This is a genomic window from Pseudobutyrivibrio xylanivorans (assembly GCF_008935055.1).
GTDB lineage: Bacteria > Bacillota > Clostridia > Lachnospirales > Lachnospiraceae > Pseudobutyrivibrio > Pseudobutyrivibrio xylanivorans_A.
On sequence record NZ_CP043028.1, the window covers coordinates 1,438,027 to 1,457,529 of the forward strand.

A 19,503-nucleotide genomic window follows, 5' to 3' on the forward strand; every position below is an offset into this window, starting at 1 on the left:
TAACAATCGCTGAAACGCCCTCACTCCGTTCACATATTGATAAATCAAGTTGTGGCTGCACCTCATCAGTCAGCTTTACTGACAGCTTCTCCTCAAGGAGAAGCCTCTCATTTCAAACATTCGCCCATGAAAAAAGGACTGGCATCTGCCAGTCCCTTCCATAAATCATGTTATTCATAACGTAATGCATCAATCGGATTAAGCTTGGCAGCCTTGTTGGCTGGATAGTATCCGAAGAAGATTCCAATAGCCATTGAGAAGCAAACGGCAACTACGATGGCTGATACAGAAACTGATGCGTCGTAACCCATATAGGTTGCAGCGATGGAACCAATTCCCACGCCGAAGAGAATGCCAATAAGTCCTCCGATGATACAAATGACCACCGACTCAGTGATGAACTGAAGTCTGATGGAACCATTTGTAGCACCCAGTGCCTTTCTGGTACCAATTTCCTTTGTACGCTCGGTGATTGAAACAAGCATGATATTCATAACACCGATTCCACCAACAACAAGTGAAATACCTGCGATGATAGCAAGAGCAATCTCGATAGTTCCAATCATTGAAGTCATTGACTCAATCATTGATGACATGCTGGTTACTGTTACCTCGTAGTCATCATTTCTAGAGTAAAACATTGTGTTGAAGTATGTCTCTACTGTATCTGCAAAATCCTCAGAATCAGTTTCAATTGTGGTTACAAGAATGATGCTCTGGTAACCATCATTTGAGGTATGAAGCTGAGCACGCGCAGTATTGTAAGGAATGTACATTTCTGTGGTTGTGTCCTCTGTTGAAGAGCTTGTCCACTCACTTGCCTCGTACTCGTAAACACCTACGATATAGTAATTGTAATATTTTCCATTGATGCTGACCTCAATCTCTGAGCCAAGTGCTGCTGAGGTATCGCCGTCAAACATGTTGTTGACGAAGTAATCTGAAACGATGCAAACCTTCTGAGCATTGTCATAATCCTTGTCGATGAAGTTTCTACCTGACAACAGATTCAAATCTGTATATTCCATGTAATCCTTGTTATAGCCATTTATATTTACATAGGCATAAAGATTACCATCTGTAGCTGTACCACTACCTACTGAAGAAGAAAACAGTGTGTATTTTACATTGTCACCATACTCCTCCATGAAAGAATCAATCATCTCATCTGAAAGATAATCATCACTGTCCATGCTTCGCTGACTTCCTGGACCAAATCGAAGTCCAGAGAATGTAGTCTCCTCAGAATTACTCTTTGCTGAAACACCAACAGTCAGGTTGTTTGCACCCATCTCCTGCATCGAGGTGTTTACCATGACTGTTATGGAATTACCAACCGTCATGATTGCGATAACCGATGCAATACCAATGATGATTCCAAGCATTGTCAGCAGTGACCGCATGATATTGGATTTCAGTCCTGCCAATGCAACGAGGATATTTTCTGTGATTAACATGCCATATCCTCCTTTATCTTTTTCCAATTACCAGGCTGCTCGCCTGTGATTGTTCCATCCTTAAGTGTGATGATTCGCTCTGTCTCCTGTGAAAGCTCTGGCGAATGGGTAATGAGAACGATTGTCTTCCCCTGCTCCTCATGAAGCTTGTGGAAGATATCCATTATCAATCTACCGGTTGCCGAATCAAGAGCGCCAGTAGGCTCATCTGCAAGGATGATAGCTGGGTCATTTGCCATGGCCCTTGCAATAGCCACACGCTGTTTCTGACCTCCGGAAAGCTCATCAGGATTGTGATGCATTCTGTTGGTCATCTCCACCTGCTCCAAGAGCATTTTCGCTCTCTGATTTCGCTCTGCTCTTCCCATTCCTGCATACATCATAGGAAGCTCAACATTCTTAAGGGCGTTTGTTCTTGCTATCAGATTATAGGTCTGAAAAACAAAGCCAATTTTTTTATTTCTAAGAATAGATAATTCGTGATCCTTTGCTTTTTCGATGTCCACTCCATCAAGTGTATATTCACCGCTGGTAGGTCGGTCTAAGGCGCCAATGATGTTCATCAAGGTTGACTTACCCGAACCAGACTGACCAACGATTGAAACGAATTCTCCTTCACGGACTGTGAAATTCAATCCGTGAAGCACCTCAAATTCATTTGGTGTCCCAATGAAGAAGCTCTTGTGGATGTCACGAAGATCTAACATAATATCTCCTGCTGCCACAATTTCACCTCCTAAAATCCACCTGGGCCACCGCCTGGAGCTCCGCCACCGCTTGAACCACCACCTGGGGCGCCACCGCCCCCACCGAGGTTAAGCAGCGAACCGCCTCCCGGCATCTGTCCGTCATTTGATGTGCCGCTTGAAGCAGTTGCCTTCAGCTTTGTACCCTCTGAAATCTCGCTACTGATAATCTGAACATAGTAGTCACTCTCAAGACCAAGCTCAACAGTAACCTTTGTCTCCTCATCGTTGTCACCAACAACTGTTACGTAGCTGTTTCCATCCGAATCTGTCTCCACACAATCATAAGGAACGGCAAGTGCGTTCTCAACCGATTCAAGAATAACTGATGCCTTTGCTGTCATTCCAACACGAAGTCTGTCATCTGTTCCATCCAGAGTAATCTTCACCTCGTAGCTGGCTGAGCTTGATGATGAGTTCGATGTGCCCCCAGCATTGTTTGAATTACCTGAACTAGAAGAAGATGTTGTGGAATCCGATGTAACTGCCACGTATGTAACAGTTCCTGTAAATTCATCATCATCTGTTGCGTCAAACTTTACTACTGCTGAAAGACCTTCCTTGATTGATGCAATATCATACTCATCAACTGTTGCCTTTACTACAAATGAATCTGTATTTGATATCGTAAATACGGTATTACCCTGTGTATAGTTGTTTCCCTCTGAGACATTGATTGCTGTGATATAACCAGAGAAAGGTGCCACAACCTGTGTACCTGACTGGCTCTCTGTTATCTTGTCGTACTCCTCAGCCTTTGTGTAGCTTGAATCATACTCCTGCTGAAGCTCTGCTAATTCGATATTGTACTGAGCCTCTTCAATCTTGTCCTTATAGTCCTCAATCTCATCCTGCCAGCTCTCATAATCCTTCATGGTAAAGCCATAGAGAGACTGGATAACCTGGCTCTGCTCCTCGTATCTTTGCTTCTCATCTGAGTATGGATACTTCTGATAATTGTCATAAGCATCCTTTACATCCAGATAGTAAATCTCATACTTATCAAGCTTCTCCTGTAGCTCGGTAATCTTCTCGTTGTACTCCTCAATCTGCTTCTCATAATCACTGATGCTCTTAGCAGCTTTCTTATCAGAGATTTTGTATTTAGCATTTAACTGAGCAAGCTTTGTGTTGTAATCATCTGAATCAAATTCAACTACAACTGCACCTGCCTCAACATAATCACCAACCTCATAATTTACTGTTGCCACCTTTGTTCCTGTTGCAACTGTTGATGAAACACTTTGTGACTGGCCTGCCTGAAGTGTACCTGTAACGCTGACAGATGACTGTAAATCCATCACCTGAACATCTGTGGTAAGTGTACCAACTGCCTCCTGAGTGTCAGCCATCTTTTTCTTCATCAGGTAACCCCTACCAAAAAATGCACCTGCAGCAATAAGTGCGATAAGCACAAAGCATAATAGCGTGTGCCCCTTAATAAATCTACCAATAGCTTTAAAAAACCACTTTATTTTTCCTGGCTTTTTTTGCTCCTTGGACCTATCATTTGACATGCCGTTCCTCCAATTTCTTATTAAAAATTTATTCGACTAATAGAGGATATATGCTATAAAAACCCTTGTAAATGGACTTCACAAAACACTCAGAAAAGTTCAGAAACCCATCACATAACAAAATCCGCACTATTACGCTCTCAAGCCTGGGTATTGCACTTTTATGTAAGCTTCGCTTACTAGACCGCAAAAGTTGATTGCAAAGCAATCATCCTTTTGGGTTCATATGTCGCGAGATTGGCTCCTTGAGCAACACCCAGAGCTAGATAGCTACAGTGCTCATCTCAATATGATATTTTTCTGAGCTCATCTAGATACGAAAAATACCCCAAGAACTGAGTGTCCTTGGGGTATGAGAATAAAATGAAGAATATAAATTAGTTTATTTTGTTGCCTTCTTTTTGTTGTTCAAAATTTCGAAGACTACGGCGCCGAGAAGTACGACACCCTTTACAACCTTCTGCCAGTTAGCATCAATGCCCATGAGGGACATACCAAGGTTGATAACACCGATAAGTGTAGCACCTACGATCATTCCGAATACTGTACCAGAACCACCGTATGCACTAACGCCACCAACTACGCAAGCTGAAATAGCATCCATCTCGTAGTTTGTACCAGCTGTAGAGTTTGCAGCCTGGAAACGAGACATTGTAAGGAATGCAGAAACAACTGTAAGAACAGCCATGTTAAGGTAAGCAATGAACATGATTTTCTTGGTGTCGATACCAGAAAGTCTTGTTGCCTCCTTGTTACCACCGATTGTGTAGAAGTAACGTCCTACATCAGTCTTAGATGTAATGAAGCTGTAGATAAGCACGATAACTGCAACCCAGATGAGTGCGTATGGAATACCGCCAGCAAGTGAAAGCTTGTATGCGAAGAGCATGATTACGAAGCAGATAAGCACTGACTTAACGATAACCTTTGTCATGCTGTCAGCTGTGTAACCCTTCTTAAGCTTTGTTGCACGCTCTCTTACGAGAAGGAATACAACGATAATTGAAGCAATAAGTCCAGCAACAATACTTGTCATGTTGTACTGTACGCCGCCGATTCTTGGACCACCGAAGAGGTCATTCATCTTGCCCATGAAAAGTCCATTGAAGCTTTCTGGAAGTGGGCTGATGTTTGATGCGCCGTGCATCAATGCAATACCCCAACCTCTGAGAGCAAGGAAACCTGCAAGTGTTGCAATCCATGGTGGAATGTTGATGTACGCAATTACGTATCCAAGAACACAACCATAAACCACACCGATAAGAAGCATTACTAAAATACCAACTGGAGTAGAAGCTCCCTTATCAACCATGAGCTTTGCTCCAAGAACACCTACGAAGCATACGAATGAACCGCAGGAAAGATCGATGTTACCACCGGTCAACATACACATCAACATACCTGTTGCAAGAACATATACGTATGCGTTCTGTGTGATAAGCGCATTGAACTGACTTGGTAAAAGCATTGTGCCATTTGTTGTAATGTTAAAGAAGAGAACAACGAGGACCAGTACAATGAGCATTGTGTTTTCTTTTACTATTTTTAAAATCTTGTCTTTCACTTTTCGCTCCTCCCTTCCTACTTCTTCTCTCTCTTAGACATTACATCAAAGATTACCGCAGCGAGAAGTACAAGGCCTTTAACAACCTTCTGATAGTTGGCATCTACACCCATGATAGACATACCCTGGTTGATGACACCCATTAAAAGAGCACCAACGATTGCTCCGAATACAGAACCTGTTCCGCCGTATGCAGAAGCACCACCGATGAAGCAAGCACCGATAGCATCCATCTCATAGAACTGACCATATGTAGGCTGAGCTGATGCTGCACGGGCAACTGTAAGAATACCAGCGAGAGCTGTTAAGAATCCCATATTCGTATATGCGAAGAAGTAAACCTTCTTTGTGTTGATACCTGAAAGCTGTGTAGCCTTCTCATTTCCACCGACTGCATAAAGGTAACGACCCATTGTAGTCTTTGTGGTGAAGTAGTGATAAGCAAGTACTACAATCATAATCCAGATAAGTGATGATGGAATTCCCTTGTAGCCTGCAAGCTTATAGAAAAGATATAAAATAACAACTGATATAAGGACAAGCTTTGCATAGAATGCACCAGCGCTTGTTGTTGAATAGCCCTTTCTCTGTGCTGCAATTCTGTTTCTGAAATTGAGAATTACAAATACTGCAACAATGATGATTCCTGCAAGAAGACAGGTGATATTAAGTCCTGTTCCATGGAAGAAATCTGGAATGTAGCAATCAGCGCCGCCACCGAAAACGTTAAGGTATGTTGTGTTTGAAATTGAAACTGCATAACCGTTAAGAACTACGTTTGAAAGTCCACGGAAAGCATACATACCTGCAAGTGTTGCGATGAATGGTGGAACATTAATGTAAGCTACCCAGAATGCCTGCCATGCACCAACTGCAGTACCGCAAAGAAGCATAACCAGAACTGTAACCCAAACGTTTACGCCCTTGCTCATAAGCACTGCTCCGATACCACCGACGAAGCAAACTACTGAACCAACAGAAAGATCGATGTTACCACCTGTTAAAATACACATCAGCATACCAGTTCCAAGAACAAATACGTATGCGTTCTGTGAAAGTAAGTTATTGATATTCTGTGGTAAAAGGATTGTTCCACCTGTTCCCACATAGAATATTGCAATGATGATCACCAGGGCGATTACCATGGTGTATTTCTTTAAAGCATTTCCAATATTATTTGAAACCATGATTCCTCTCCCTTCTAATTCTTTAAGATGCAAGACATGATGCTTTCCTGTGAAGCCTCAGCACCTGACATTTCGCCAACCATCTTGCCCTCATTCATAACATAAATTCTATCTGACATTCCAAGTACCTCTGGAAGCTCTGAAGAAATCATGATAACTGATTTTCCAGCTGCTACAAGGTCATTGATGATGCAGTAAATCTCGTACTTAGCACCAACGTCGATACCACGTGTTGGCTCATCAAGAATAAGTACATCTGGATTTGCAAACATCCACTTTGCAAGAAGAACCTTCTGCTGATTTCCACCTGAAAGGTTACCAACATTCTGCTCTACTGATGGACACTTGGTCTTGAGCTTCTCTCTATATTCCTCCGCAACCTGATATTCCTTATCCTGATCAATAACATGTTTTGAGCAAAGCTCTGAAAGATTTGCAAGGGTTGTATTAATCTTGATTGGATTTGTGAGGACAAGTCCGTTACCCTTTCTATCTTCTGTAACGTAAGCAAGCTTGTGCTTAATAGCATCCTTAATATTCTTGAGTTGAACTTCCTCACCGTTAAGAACCAACTTTCCTGAGATATTTGTACCGTATGACTTTCCAAAGATTGACATTGCAAGCTCTGTACGTCCAGCACCCATAAGACCTGCGATACCAACAACCTCGCCCTTGCGAACGTTCATTGATACGCCATCAACAACCTTACGCTCAGCATACTGTGGATGGTAAACTGTCCAGTCCTGAACCTCCATAGCGATGTCACCGATTTTAACATCATGTCTCTTAGGAAAACGGTCTGTCATTTCACGGCCAACCATGCCCTTGATAATTCTATCCTCAGAGATATCATCAGTTGCCTTATCAAGTGTTTCAATTGTTGAACCATCACGGATAACAGTGATTTTGTCTGCTACGTAGGAAACTTCGTTAAGCTTGTGAGAGATGATGATAGATGTCATACCCTCTTTCTTGAACTTAAGAAGTAAATCAAGAAGTGCCTTTGAATCTGTCTCGTTAAGAGATGATGTAGGCTCATCTAAAATAAGTAATTTAGCGTGTTTAGCAAGTGCCTTTGCAATTTCTACAAGCTGCTGCTTACCAACACCGATATCTTTAATCAAAGTACGGCTGCTCTCTGTAAGACCTACCATACCAAGATATTTGTCAGCCTCTGCATATGTCTTATCCCAATCGATGGCTGCCTTAGAGCCCTGCTCGTTTCCAAGGAACATATTCTCACCAATTGACATGTAAGGAATAAGGGCTAATTCCTGATGAATAATAACAATTCCCTTTTCCTCTGAGTCCTTAATCTTCTGGAACTTACAAACCTCTCCATTGTAAACAATGTCGCCTGTGTAAGAGCCAAATGGATAAATACCACTTAAAACATTCATCAATGTAGATTTTCCAGCACCATTCTCACCTACAAGAGCGTGAATTTCACCTTCCTCTACCTTAAGATTAACGTTGTCAAGGGCCTTTACTCCTGGGAACTCTTTGGTGATGTTCACCATCTCAAGTAATGTTTTTCCCACTTGTTTGTCCTCCCTATTTTTAATACTTACTTAATGGATAAATATCTTTATCCTCTTCAAATCATTCTCTTATGTGTCTTCTCTTAGAAATAGGGCAGGTTTCCCTGCCCTACAAAAAGCATTTCAAAACTTTAAATTATTTAAGCTGATCCTCTGTGTAGTAACCAGAATCGATAAGGATTTCCTTGTAGTTGTTTGCATCAGCGAATACAGGATCGCAAAGGAATGAAGGAACAACGCCCTTACCATTGTCGTATGTCTCTGTATCGTTAACATCAACTGTCTCACCGCTAAGAATCTGACCTACCATCTTAACTACCTGTGAAGCAAGTGTACGTGTATCCTTGAATACTGACATAGACTGCTTTCCAGCGATCATGTTCTTTGTGTTCTCGATATCGCAATCCTGACCAGTTACGATTGGATACTCACCGTTGTAGTTTGCTGCAAGAGCGTTCTCAACACCAAGTGCTGTAGAGTCGTTTGAGCAGAGGCAGATGTCAAGGTTTGTGCCATCAGCATAGTATGTAGAAAGGATATTCTCCATACGTGACTGAGCTGTCTCTGTAGCCCACTGTGCTGTAGCTACGTCAGAGAACTCTGTCTGACCAGACTTAACTTCGATTGTGCCGTTCTCAATGTATGGCTTAAGAAGGTCCATAGCACCATTGTAGAAGAAGCCAGCGTTGTTGTCGCCTGGGTCACCAGCTGTGATTTCCATTGTGAATTTCTTGTCTGTGTTCTCAAGGTCGAGCTGATCGATGATGTACTGGCCCTGAACCTGACCTACCTTGTAGTTATCAAATGTTGCATAGTATGAAACAGCATCTGTGTTCATGATAAGACGATCATAAGCGATAACTGGGATGTTCTTCTCAGCTGCAAGGTCCATAGCTGAACCAAGTGAAGAAGCCTCGATAGCTGCAACTACGAGTACGTTACATCCTGAGTTGATCATGTTCTCAATCTGAGATACCTGTGTAGCTGTGTCGTTTGATGCATACTGAAGATCTACTTCGTATCCAGCAGCCTCAAGCTCCTTCTGCATGTTGGCACCATCCTGGTTCCATCTCTGAAGGTCCTTAGTAGGCATTGCTACACCAACCTTTGTGCCGCCTGCTGTGCCAGCGTCAGATGTTGTCTCTGTTGCTGCACCAGTATCAGCTGCTCCTGTGTCTGTTGTCTCTGTGCTTGTTCCGCAACCTACAAACATTGAAGCTGCCATAGCACCTGCTAATACTACACTTAAAACTTTCTTTTTCATTTCTAGAAAAACCTCCCTTTCTTCTAGGTAAAATTATTTTTGAAAACTTAGTAGTTTTCCGTTCTGAAAATACTTTAACAAATAAAGGTCTTAAAATGGTTGTCACTTTCTTCACATTTTTGTCTAAAACGTATATACGTAAAAAATAGGACTAGCACATTTTTGTGCTAGTCCTATTTTTTAATTACAATAATTTGCTATACGGCTCGCCAGTTACAATCTCAAGCCTATGTGTCACTCCGTTCAGCAGAGGAATGCTTCACTTGAGTAACACATAGAGCTTGATATTTACTGGCTATCTGTAGTATCTACTGTATTTAAATATACGTCCTCACGAGTGTGGAAGCCTCCGTCGATTATTACCTGATCCATGTTGTCCTTTGTTACGGCAACTGGCTCAACAGCCACATAAGGGATTTGGTTTGTGCCGTCATTAATAACGCCCTCCACATCAAGCGTCTCGCCCTTTGCCAGCTCCACAGAAAGCTTTGCAGCCTCTTCAGCAAGTTTGCCAACTGGCTTATAAACAGTCATCAGCTGAGTTCCCTGGACTATATGCTGACAGGCTGGCAGGTCTGCGTCCTGACCAACAACTGGAATCTCCCCAGCAAGCTGTCCAACTGCAAGGGCTTTGATTACAGAGCTGGCGATATCATCATTTCCGCACATAATGGCATCAGCGCGCTTCACAAGCTCCATATGGTCATAGACATAAGCACTGCCGTACTCAGCCTTCCAGCCTTCGCAATTATAAGTATCAAGAATATCAATTCCATTCTGCTTCATTACATTTGTGAAGCCTGCTGTGACCATCGGTACATTATTGTCAGTGAGAGGTCCGCCTATCATAATTACATTTCCTGCCCCCTGGCTGGCAATTGCCTCGCCAAGCATCTGCCCTACTCTTTCGTTGTCAAAGGAAATGTACAAATCTGCGTTGGCATTGGATATCAATCTATCATAGCAAACTACAGGAATCTTCGCCTTCTTTGCATCAAGCACTACATCCTTCAGGCTTGAACCATCCACCGGAATAATAACAAGACAGTCCACCTTTTTATCAATAAAATACTTTATCTGCTCAATCTGCTTTTCAACATTTCCATTGGCATTCTGGATATTAACTGTAGCGCCAAGTCCTGCCGCCGTAGCCACAAAAACGTCTCTATCCTTTTCCCATCTTTCAATGACGAAAGAATCAAAGCACATTCCAATTTCAAGTGTGTCATCAGCCTGGTTCACATCGTCAGGACTGATAACAGGCCCGCTACTACAGCCGCAGGCAAGGGTGGCAGTAATCACCACCGATAACATCATTCTCAAAAAACCCTTCATCTACATCCTCCATAATTCCTACCGACTTTTATCAGCCCTTCGCGTAGTCAGTAGGTGTCTTCCCCGTATATTTCTTGAAGTTACGTGAGAAATAGTTCGGATCAGAGTAACCAACCTCTGCCGAAATCTCCTTCATGGACTTGTTTGTAGTCTTCAATAGCTTCTTTGCCGCCTCGATTCGAAGCTTTGTAAGATAATCAATGAAGTTCTCTCCCGTCTCCTCCTTAAACACCTTTGAAAAATAGTAGGAGCTGATATTAACCACCCGAGAAACATCATCCAACGTAAGCTCCTTCATATAATTCTCATCAATGTACTGCTTTGCTTTGTTGACAGCACTCATGGATTGCTCCTCGTGCTTATTTGAAACCCAGAAAGCCGCAGACTTAATCTTGTTCATGAACCAGACCTTCATATCTGAAAGCCCACCCAAACTCATGAGCTCTGAAAGATAATTGGCTCGGCTCTGGAACTCGTACATTCTTCCTGTCTTTTCATAGGCAAGATGCTCCGCCCACAAAACAAACTCCAAGCACTTCAAACGAATACTCTCTGTATCACTGCCGTAGGTCTCCTCCATCCATTCGAAGAAATTCTGCGCGATGGATGATGACTCGTTAACATTACCAAGAGTGATTTCATCAAAGAGGCGCTTTTCCATTTCCATAGGATAGTTGGACTCATACTGACAAGCCACAGGCATGTCATCCACATGAGCAACATGGCTGGTGTTAGATATCAACACTGAGTTTGCCTCCTCGTAGGATTCGCTCATTCTCTCAAGTGGCTTTACAGAACCAAAGCCAACTCTGAAATCCATATCAAATCGCTCAGCCAGCTTTCGACAAAGTGCTCGGGCACTTTCTACGATTGCATTTCTCTCGTTATAGGAAAGCGTGTCACTATCACACGGAATCAAAATTGGAATTTTGTTAGACATAACATTTCCCATGATTCCCTTTATATAATCGTCGGTGATAGTGTGGATTTCCTTGTAGGATTTCTGAGCCTGGATTGATGCGGCAACAGCATTTGTCATGTAGTTGCCCACCAGCTCACGTCCAAATACCATGCAGGCCATATAGCCATAGTTGGAGTCAATTCCAAGAAGAGTCTTATAATTATCGATATCCTCCTGGAAGTATTCCTTGAAAAGCAAATCCTGAATAAGTCCATTTTCAATAATAGGAACCACAATCTCCAGCTTCTCACGAACCTTCAAATCATCGCTTCGCTTTGTACGCTCACCATCAATCTGGCGCATTGCCCGCTGGAGAATCTCAAGGATTTTGTCACGGCTCACAGGTTTGTTCAAATAATCAAGAACACCAAGCGAGATTGCCTCCTTGGCATAATCAAACTTGTCATAGGCTGTCATTACAATGAAAACAACATGATTGTTGGTGCGACGGATTTCACGCATGGCATCGATACCATTTATGCCTGGCATCTGAATATCCATAAATGCAATATCTGGCTGGAATTCCTCTGCTAACTCTATGACCTGGCGACCAGTTTTGGCAACACGGATGTCGCACTGGCTACCATATTCTTTTTCTATGATGAATTTGAGGGAGTCAATAACAATGCCCTCATCATCGGCTAACATAACTTTATACATAACAAAACCTCTAATTTTCCACCTCATCAGTCAGCTCTGCTGACAGCTTCCCCTCAAGGGGAAGCCTTATTTAGGCAAGTACAGAATTGTTTCTGTACCCTTGTTTTCTCCTTCTGAAATAATATCAAGAACATCATCTCGCTCGTAGAAAATGTTCAATCTTTCGATGCAGTTGGCAAGGCCTACTCCGTTGGAGTCGGTCTTCTGTGGATTGCCTTCATAGCTACCCTCAAGGATTTTGGTGATGGTCTCGGCAGTCATACCGATGCCATTGTCCTTAATGCTTACGCAGATAAAATCACCCAGCTTGTATACTGAGAGAGAGATTTTTTTTGTCCACTCAATATTACGGACTCCATAGTTAATGCTGTTTTCCACAATTGGTTGGAGAATCATGCTAGGAATTTTCACATCCAAAAGAGCCTCATCCACATTCTTTTCAAACTGGATTTCTCCAGCGAAACGAACATTGATGATATAGATGTAAATATCAACAAGCTCTATCTCATCCTTCAGTGTTACAACATCCTTATTTTTCTTGATGTTGTATCTGAAGAAGTTGGCAACATTATGCATATATTCTGAGGTTCGATCTGCGCCCTCCATCATGGCAAGCTGCGCTCCAGCATTTAGGGTATTGAAAAGGAAATGCGGATTAATCTGAGACTGAAGATATTTCAGCTCCGCATCCTTGATGTGGTTAGCCATGATAAGTTCGTTTTCCTTTAGCTTGCGCTCTGTCTCCATGGACTCAGTAAGCTTGGTAATATAATCCTTAAGGGAAACCACCATCTTGTTGAAGGCACGGGTTACGACACCGACCTCATCGTTATTCTTAACAGGTGGAAGTGAAACCTCAAAATCACCATTTGAAACCCTGTTGGCTGCAGACGCCAGCTTAATAAGCGGCTCAGTGATTGTTGATGCAATCAAAACTACGAAGGAAAGGTTTGCAATACCAATGATAATCAGAGTCAAAATATTCAGCTCTTCAATTGTCTGCAACGCTGACATCATTGTGCTGTAGGACTTTGAGTTGTTGATGAACTGCTGATTATTAAGCCTTGTAATGTTAGTGCCAATGTAGTTGTAAAGGCGTGAAGCCTTCTCGTAATAATACTTGTACTTCTCAACATTTCCACCACGCTTGCTCTCAACGGCCTTGCTGCAAAGTACGAAGTAATTGTTGGACATTCGCTTGATGTTTCGCTCTAAAACCCTACTTTCATTCTCGTCCTGATTGTCTTCCAGGGCATTAATTGAATCAACGTAAGACTGCTCTGCGATATAGTATGCCTCCAAAGCATCACTGGTTTTGGTACTAAGATAGCCTGTGGTCGCAAGGTGGAGATTATCAAGGGCAGTGTTGATTTCGTTCAAAGAATTATTGCTTGCGTAGACCTCGTTCAAGCTGTCTAACATCCTGCTGGTTCCAAGATAAAGTGTCATGTTTACCATAAAAAGCAGAATTGTAGGCAAACAGAACACGATAATCATCTTTTTTCTGAGGGAGAGTGATTTGAATAATTCTTTACTCATCACTGCTCTCCTTCTTCATATAATCACCAATATTTGTGGAATCAATAATCTTTGGCTCCACATTGATGTAATCAGAAACATAGCCTGAATCACGGTACTCAATATACGCCCCAACTGCTGTCTCTCCCATACTTGTAGCATCAAGGGTTACTGTACTTTTGATGACTCCCTGCTTTATTCCTGTGTAAATTGTCTGAGATTCATAGTTTCCAAATAGAAGAACCTGACCAACCTTGTTGTAGTCAATCATGGACTGATAGAAGCATTCAGTAGAAGTGGCATCAAGGCAAATGACGATTGGTGCCAGTTCATTTTTAATGAAAATATTCTGGATGTATTCCTCTGTCGCAAAGGCATCATCGCTCTCGATGATTTTGATATCAAACTCCAACGGAGCATTCACCAAATCCTCAGTGGCAAGTGCCTCCTGCATATTGTTCACGAAATTGTTGGCAGCTGTCTCATTGATAGTGCTGTCTCCAAGAACCATCACATGCTTCTGCTTCACAATATTATCCATAAGCGACTGGGTGTAAAGCTTGGCTATAGTGTAATTATTTACCCCAACAAAGCTGACACGGCTGCTTCCTAAAACATCATTTTCAAGAGTGATAACAGGAATGCCTGCAGCATCTGCTGTATTCAGAAGCTCCGCTGTCTCAGGGCTATCATCTCCCTCAAGGAGGATTGCGTCACAACCTGATTCAATTGCCATTTCAAGAAGCTGAGACTTTGAATATTTCTCATCCACATTATCAGAAAGCAAATCAACATAAACGCCGTTTTTCTTTCCATATTCGAAGGCCGCACTATAGACTCTCTGCCAAAAATCCGAATCATCATCTGAAGAAATCATCACAACATAAGAATCGTACTGTGAGTACTTTGCTTCCTGCAAAAGGCTATAGGCCTCATTCATTCGCTGTCTATAAAAATATATGGTAAGGCAGGTGGTTAAAAACATAAAAGCAACAGCACACCCTGCCGCTATGACGAGTGCACTGCTGCTTTTTATCTTCATTCTACGCTTTCCCAAATTCATTACATTACTTCTCCAAAAACCCATTTGAAGATTATTGTAATGAATCTAGGTAGCGAAGTCAACGTGTTGAACGCCTCCTGCGTGGCCATCCTTCTCGTGAAGGAAGATTCCAGTTTCCCGTGAGGCCGCTGTTAACTGCCTGTCTTCACCCCTGTGCGTAAACTGAGTATCGATGCGTCCTAAGAATATAGCACCAACATCCGACTGTTTTAGTCCATAAAGCTCCTTCTCTCCCTTTTCAGTCACAGTCATGATTCTAAGCTTTGTAAATATCGGATCGTTCTCATCAATCCAGCCATTTCCATCCTCATCGAACTCCTTCAATTCACCAAAGCCATCACCGGTGCGGGCACCAAATAGCTCCAAGCCATCATTGATTTCTCCGTCCTCATTTCTATCCAGTGCCAAGAAGCCTGAACCCTTTCCAATATTGTGAATCTCATCCTCATTGCCATCTCCATCTAAATCAAAGTAGAAGGTTTGGTCAGCAATAGAGGTTGGACAGTCATCCAGATTAATAATGAGCGGGTCGATACATTCTCTAAGAGCGAAATACTCTGTTGAGAATTCCTCTGTAAAGGATTCCGACATAGAAAAGCTGTAATTAAAATTCAGCTTTCTGCCATCACCGGTTATTACAGTGCCAGTAGATGCATACTCAACACTCTGTTCCTCGTGGTACTGATAGCTGTGAGTTGTGGTTTGGACATAGAATGGCTGTATTCCAGACATACCCATTGATGTTGTCGGCAGCTCGCCCTCACTGGATTCGCCACTAAGCATCTCCTTAATCATCCTTCCAAATTCGCTGTCCTCATCGATGTTGCAACCAAATAGTAGCAACTCCAAAAGATACTGCATTGTTTTCATCCTTACCTGATGATTTGCAGCTACATCAAGTAGGGGATTCGTCTGTTCCACCTCCTGAACCTGACCATTTGAGCCAAGGGCATAGTTAAGAGATGAGAGAAATTCACCCTCACCTATCTCCTTAGACTCATCATTGCTTTTGTCCTCGGTTGCCTCAGTCTTTTCAATTTTGTCCGGAGCCCCCAAAACCTGGATGCCCGCCACATTGATGACTGGTTTTGCAGTTGTCTGAACAGACAGCTTCATTTCTCTAGCGACGCTAGATTTTGAGGTCATAGAAACCTCAGAGTTTTGAATTACCATGTGCTTTCCTCCTTTTTGAAAAACATGTTACCTGTTGGAAGAAAGTCCGTTTTCAAGCCCTCAGAAGAAATAAAAAACCAGGAAAGCCTTGGCCTTCCTGGTCTTCTTCTGAATCATCGTCCGTGTAATTATATATCGGAGAAAAACTCTCCATCCTTAACAGATGCAGCACCATTTCTTAAAAGAAGTATCGATGCGTATGCTGCTGCAAGTGATGCCAACGAACAAAGGAAAAATGTAAGTATTGAATTTCCGCCTGCTGGCAAAATCTCTGAGCATATTGTTCCCACAAAATTGTAAGCAACGTGAACTGCAATTGTCATCAATAGGTTGTCGTAAAGATACATGATGTATCCAAGTCCAAGTCCGAGAACAAATGCATATACGCCCTGAAGCTTGTTCATGTGGAATGCTCCAAACATAATAGCCTGAACCAAAATTGCGAAGTAAACTGGCATAACCTTCTTTGCTGCGAAGAATGTAATTCCTCTAAAGAGCAATTCCTCACAAACAGGTCCAAGGATTATTGCGTACAAAATCATCAACAATGACATTTCCGAATCAATTCCTGCGGAATCCATCAACTCCTGATACTCTAAAAGCCACGATGGGAAAGCTGCCGACAATGAATTCACCAGATAGATTGTCACGTACTGCATAGCCAGTGTGAAAATCACCATGCCTGCTATCGTAAAGCCTAAATTCTTAGACTTGCCAGCAAGTGTTGAAAGCTGCCCTTCCCTGAACTTGTTTCTAAAAACTAAGAATCCAACAACAATTGTGACAACAGCATATAAAATGGAAATCATTGCAACTGAATCGCTGCCTGCGTATCCCTCAAACACCTCTTTCATGAAATCAGTGTATGAACCGCTGGTGTAATTTGCCATCTTATCGACTATATAAAACTGAAGTGCCATTACTGCAATTGCACTCTGAACAAGAATCGCAAAAATCGTTGGAAGGAAAATCCAGACAATAAACTTGCTCTTGTCTTCTCTATTTTGATTCATTCTATGTCTCCAATTTAAGTATTTCTTTATTACAAATCAGGATTATAACTCCAGCTTATCAAGGTGCCAGATGTCGTCAACATATTCCTGGATAGTTCTGTCAGAAGAGAACTTGCCAACGTGAGCAACATTGGAAAGTGCCATCTGCGCCCACTTTCTCTCGTCCTTGTATGCCTCCTGAATCTTCTCATGTGCCTCACAGTAAGAAGCAAAATCCTTGAGAACGAAGTAGGTGTCTGCTCTGTCTGTGCACTGTGTGTTGAGAAGTGAATTGTAAATCGGCCTGAACAGCTCTGGGTTTTCGATGCTGTAATAGCCATTTACAAGCTGTGAAAGCACCTTCTGAATGTGATGATTATTATTCATCTCGTCCACAGGGTTGTAATCACGATTCTTCTCGTGAGCAATAACCTCATCTGAGCTCATACCGAAGATGAAGATATCCTTGCCACCAAGCTCCTGATACATCTCCACATTAGCACCATCCATAGTACCAATTGTGATTGCACCGTTAAGCATAAACTTCATATTTCCAGTACCAGATGCTTCCTTTGAAGCTGTAGAAATCTGCTCAGAAACATCTGCAGCTGCAAAAATCCACTCAGCATTGGAAACTCTGTAGTCTTCGATGAAAACAACCTTCAGCTTATTGTCGATTGACTTATCATTGTTAATTACTGAGCCAACGTTGTTGATAAGCTTTATGATAAGCTTTGCATTTTCATATCCAGCAGAAGCCTTTGCACCGAAGATAAATGTGGTAGGTATAAACTCCATTTCTGGATGCTCTTTAATCTGATTGTACAGATACATTACGTGCAAAATATTGAGAAGCTGACGCTTGTACTCATGAAGTCGCTTGACCTGCACATCAAAAATTGACGATGGGTCAACATTGATATGATTATGCTCCCAAATATATTTTGCCAGACGCTTTTTATTCTCATATTTGATGGCCATAAATTCCTTGAGGGACTTATCGTCATCAATGTATCTTTCAAGCTTTTGCATCTGAGATAAATCTGTAATCCAACCACGACCAATCTTTGAGATAACCCAATCAGAAAGCATGTAATTACCATGCATAAGGAATCTTCGCTGAGTGATTCCGTTGGTCTTGTTGTTGAATTTCTCAGGATACATTTCATAGAAATCATGAAGAGAAACGTTCTTCAAAATCTCTGTATGAAGTGCAGCAACACCATTTACAGAATAGCTTGCGCAGATAGCCATATGAGCCATCTTAACCTGACCGTCAGCAAGTATTGCCATGCGGTGAACTCTTTCTTCATCACCTGGGAACTTAGCCCTAATCTCCTCGCAGAAACGACGGTTGATTTCCTCAACAATCATAAATACTCTAGGAAGCAGTCCCTTGAAGATTTCCTCAGGCCACTTCTCCAAAGCCTCTGCCATAATTGTATGATTGGTATAAGCAACGCAATGGGTTGTAACCTCCCATGCCTCGTCCCAGCCAAGTCCATGCTCGTCCATAAGAAGACGCATGAGCTCAGCAACCGTGAGGGTTGGATGAGTATCATTCATCTGAAAAACTACCTTTTCAGGAAGCTTCTTGATGTCGTTGTGATAACGCAAATACTTTGCGATAGCACGCTGAAGAGATGCTGATACAAAGAAGTACTGCTGCTTCAAACGAAGCTCCTTGCCCTGAACGTGATTATCGTTTGGATAAAGAACCTCTGTAAGGTTGCGGGCAAGGTTCATGTCCTCAACAGCCTTGTTGTAATCACCACGCTCGAAGGAAGCAAGTCTGAAGACCTCCTTTGGCTTGGCATCCCAGATCATAAGAGTATTAACCATACCATTATCAAAGCCAGTGATAGGCATATCATAAGGTGTGGCAATTACTGAGTTGTAGCCCTCGTGAATATAACGGGTGGTGCCATCATCACCATTCTCATAGCGAACCCAACCACCAAACTTAACCTCGAACTCATACTCTGAACGCTCAAGCTCGAAAGGATAACGTGTCTGAAGCCAATCATCAGGAACCTCCTCCTGATAACCATCGTTAATCTTCTGCTTGAACATACCATAGTGATAACGAATACCACAGCCATAAGCTGGATACTGCAAGGTCGCAAGTGAATCCAGGAAACATGCAGCAAGTCGTCCAAGACCACCATTACCAAGGGCTGGGTCTGGCTCCTGATCCTCGATGACATTAATATCAACATTCAGATTAGAAAGAGCATCCATTACCTCGGTGTAGCCACGCATGTTTATCATGTTATTTCCAAGAAGTCGACCAATCAAAAACTCCATGGACATATAGTAAACGCACTTTGGATCCTGCTTTACAAATTCCTTTTGAGTGGTAAGCCAGTTGTCGATTACCACATCATTTACGACTTCGGCACAGGCTCGGTAGATTTCCTCTTCTGTGGCGTCCTCAAAGTCTTTGCGGAACATGGACTTGACGCGGTCCTTTATTTCTCGCTCAAGCTCCTTAGTACTTGGCATCTGTCTCTTCATAAACTCAA

The 19,503-nt window shown here is 42.4% G+C and carries 14 protein-coding genes; all 14 read right to left on the reverse strand.

What is annotated here, in order from left to right:
- Positions 1-170 precede the first annotated feature (170 nt).
- Positions 171-1,457, reverse strand: coding sequence for an ABC transporter permease (locus tag FXF36_RS06615; protein ID WP_151623031.1), 1,287 nt, complete (start codon positions 1,455-1,457; stop codon positions 171-173).
- The gene (locus FXF36_RS06620; protein WP_151625704.1) at positions 1,451-2,164 is read right to left on the reverse strand and encodes an ABC transporter ATP-binding protein; all 714 of its coding nucleotides are present in this window, start codon (positions 2,162-2,164) and stop codon (positions 1,451-1,453) included. Before FXF36_RS06620 ends, FXF36_RS06615 begins: the two co-directional genes overlap by 7 nt.
- A gap of 29 nt (positions 2,165-2,193) precedes the next feature.
- Complete coding sequence (locus FXF36_RS06625) at positions 2,194-3,720, reverse strand: efflux RND transporter periplasmic adaptor subunit (RefSeq protein ID WP_151623032.1); 1,527 nt, start codon at positions 3,718-3,720, stop codon at positions 2,194-2,196.
- A 382-nt stretch (positions 3,721-4,102) separates the two neighbouring features.
- Positions 4,103-5,284, reverse strand: coding sequence for an ABC transporter permease subunit (locus FXF36_RS06630; protein ID WP_263008656.1), 1,182 nt, complete (start codon positions 5,282-5,284; stop codon positions 4,103-4,105).
- A 17-nt stretch (positions 5,285-5,301) separates the two neighbouring features.
- The gene (gene mmsB, locus FXF36_RS06635) at positions 5,302-6,471 is read right to left on the reverse strand and encodes a multiple monosaccharide ABC transporter permease (protein WP_151623033.1); all 1,170 of its coding nucleotides are present in this window, start codon (positions 6,469-6,471) and stop codon (positions 5,302-5,304) included.
- Between the two features lie 14 nt (positions 6,472-6,485).
- Complete coding sequence (mmsA, locus tag FXF36_RS06640; RefSeq protein ID WP_151623034.1) at positions 6,486-8,012, reverse strand: multiple monosaccharide ABC transporter ATP-binding protein; 1,527 nt, start codon at positions 8,010-8,012, stop codon at positions 6,486-6,488.
- 136 nt (positions 8,013-8,148) lie between these two features.
- Positions 8,149-9,276, reverse strand: coding sequence for a substrate-binding domain-containing protein (locus tag FXF36_RS06645; protein ID WP_151623035.1), 1,128 nt, complete (start codon positions 9,274-9,276; stop codon positions 8,149-8,151).
- 288 nt (positions 9,277-9,564) lie between these two features.
- Positions 9,565-10,611 (reverse strand): sugar ABC transporter substrate-binding protein, encoded by a 1,047-nt coding sequence (locus tag FXF36_RS06650; protein WP_151623036.1) that lies wholly within the window; start codon positions 10,609-10,611, stop codon positions 9,565-9,567.
- A 31-nt stretch (positions 10,612-10,642) separates the two neighbouring features.
- Positions 10,643-12,232 carry a response regulator gene (locus FXF36_RS06655; protein ID WP_151623037.1) on the reverse strand — a complete coding sequence of 530 codons (1,590 nt, stop codon included), beginning with the start codon at positions 12,230-12,232 and terminating at the stop codon, positions 10,643-10,645.
- Positions 12,233-12,298: 66 nt separating this feature from the next.
- Positions 12,299-13,771 (reverse strand): sensor histidine kinase, encoded by a 1,473-nt coding sequence (locus FXF36_RS06660; RefSeq protein WP_243143590.1) that lies wholly within the window; start codon positions 13,769-13,771, stop codon positions 12,299-12,301.
- Positions 13,764-14,813: a sugar ABC transporter substrate-binding protein gene (locus FXF36_RS06665; RefSeq protein ID WP_167511309.1), complete on the reverse strand. Its 1,050-nt coding sequence runs from the start codon at positions 14,811-14,813 to the stop codon at positions 13,764-13,766. Before FXF36_RS06665 ends, FXF36_RS06660 begins: the two co-directional genes overlap by 8 nt.
- 45 nt (positions 14,814-14,858) lie before the next feature.
- A complete protein-coding gene (locus FXF36_RS06670; RefSeq protein WP_151623039.1) occupies positions 14,859-15,986 on the reverse strand; it encodes an SPM autocatalytic domain-containing protein in 1,128 nt (375 codons plus the stop codon).
- Positions 15,987-16,114: 128 nt separating this feature from the next.
- The gene (locus FXF36_RS06675) at positions 16,115-16,999 is read right to left on the reverse strand and encodes a CPBP family intramembrane glutamic endopeptidase (RefSeq protein WP_151623040.1); all 885 of its coding nucleotides are present in this window, start codon (positions 16,997-16,999) and stop codon (positions 16,115-16,117) included.
- 42 nt (positions 17,000-17,041) lie between these two features.
- Positions 17,042-19,495 (reverse strand): glycogen/starch/alpha-glucan phosphorylase, encoded by a 2,454-nt coding sequence (locus tag FXF36_RS06680; RefSeq protein WP_151623041.1) that lies wholly within the window; start codon positions 19,493-19,495, stop codon positions 17,042-17,044.
- Positions 19,496-19,503 lie beyond the last annotated feature (8 nt).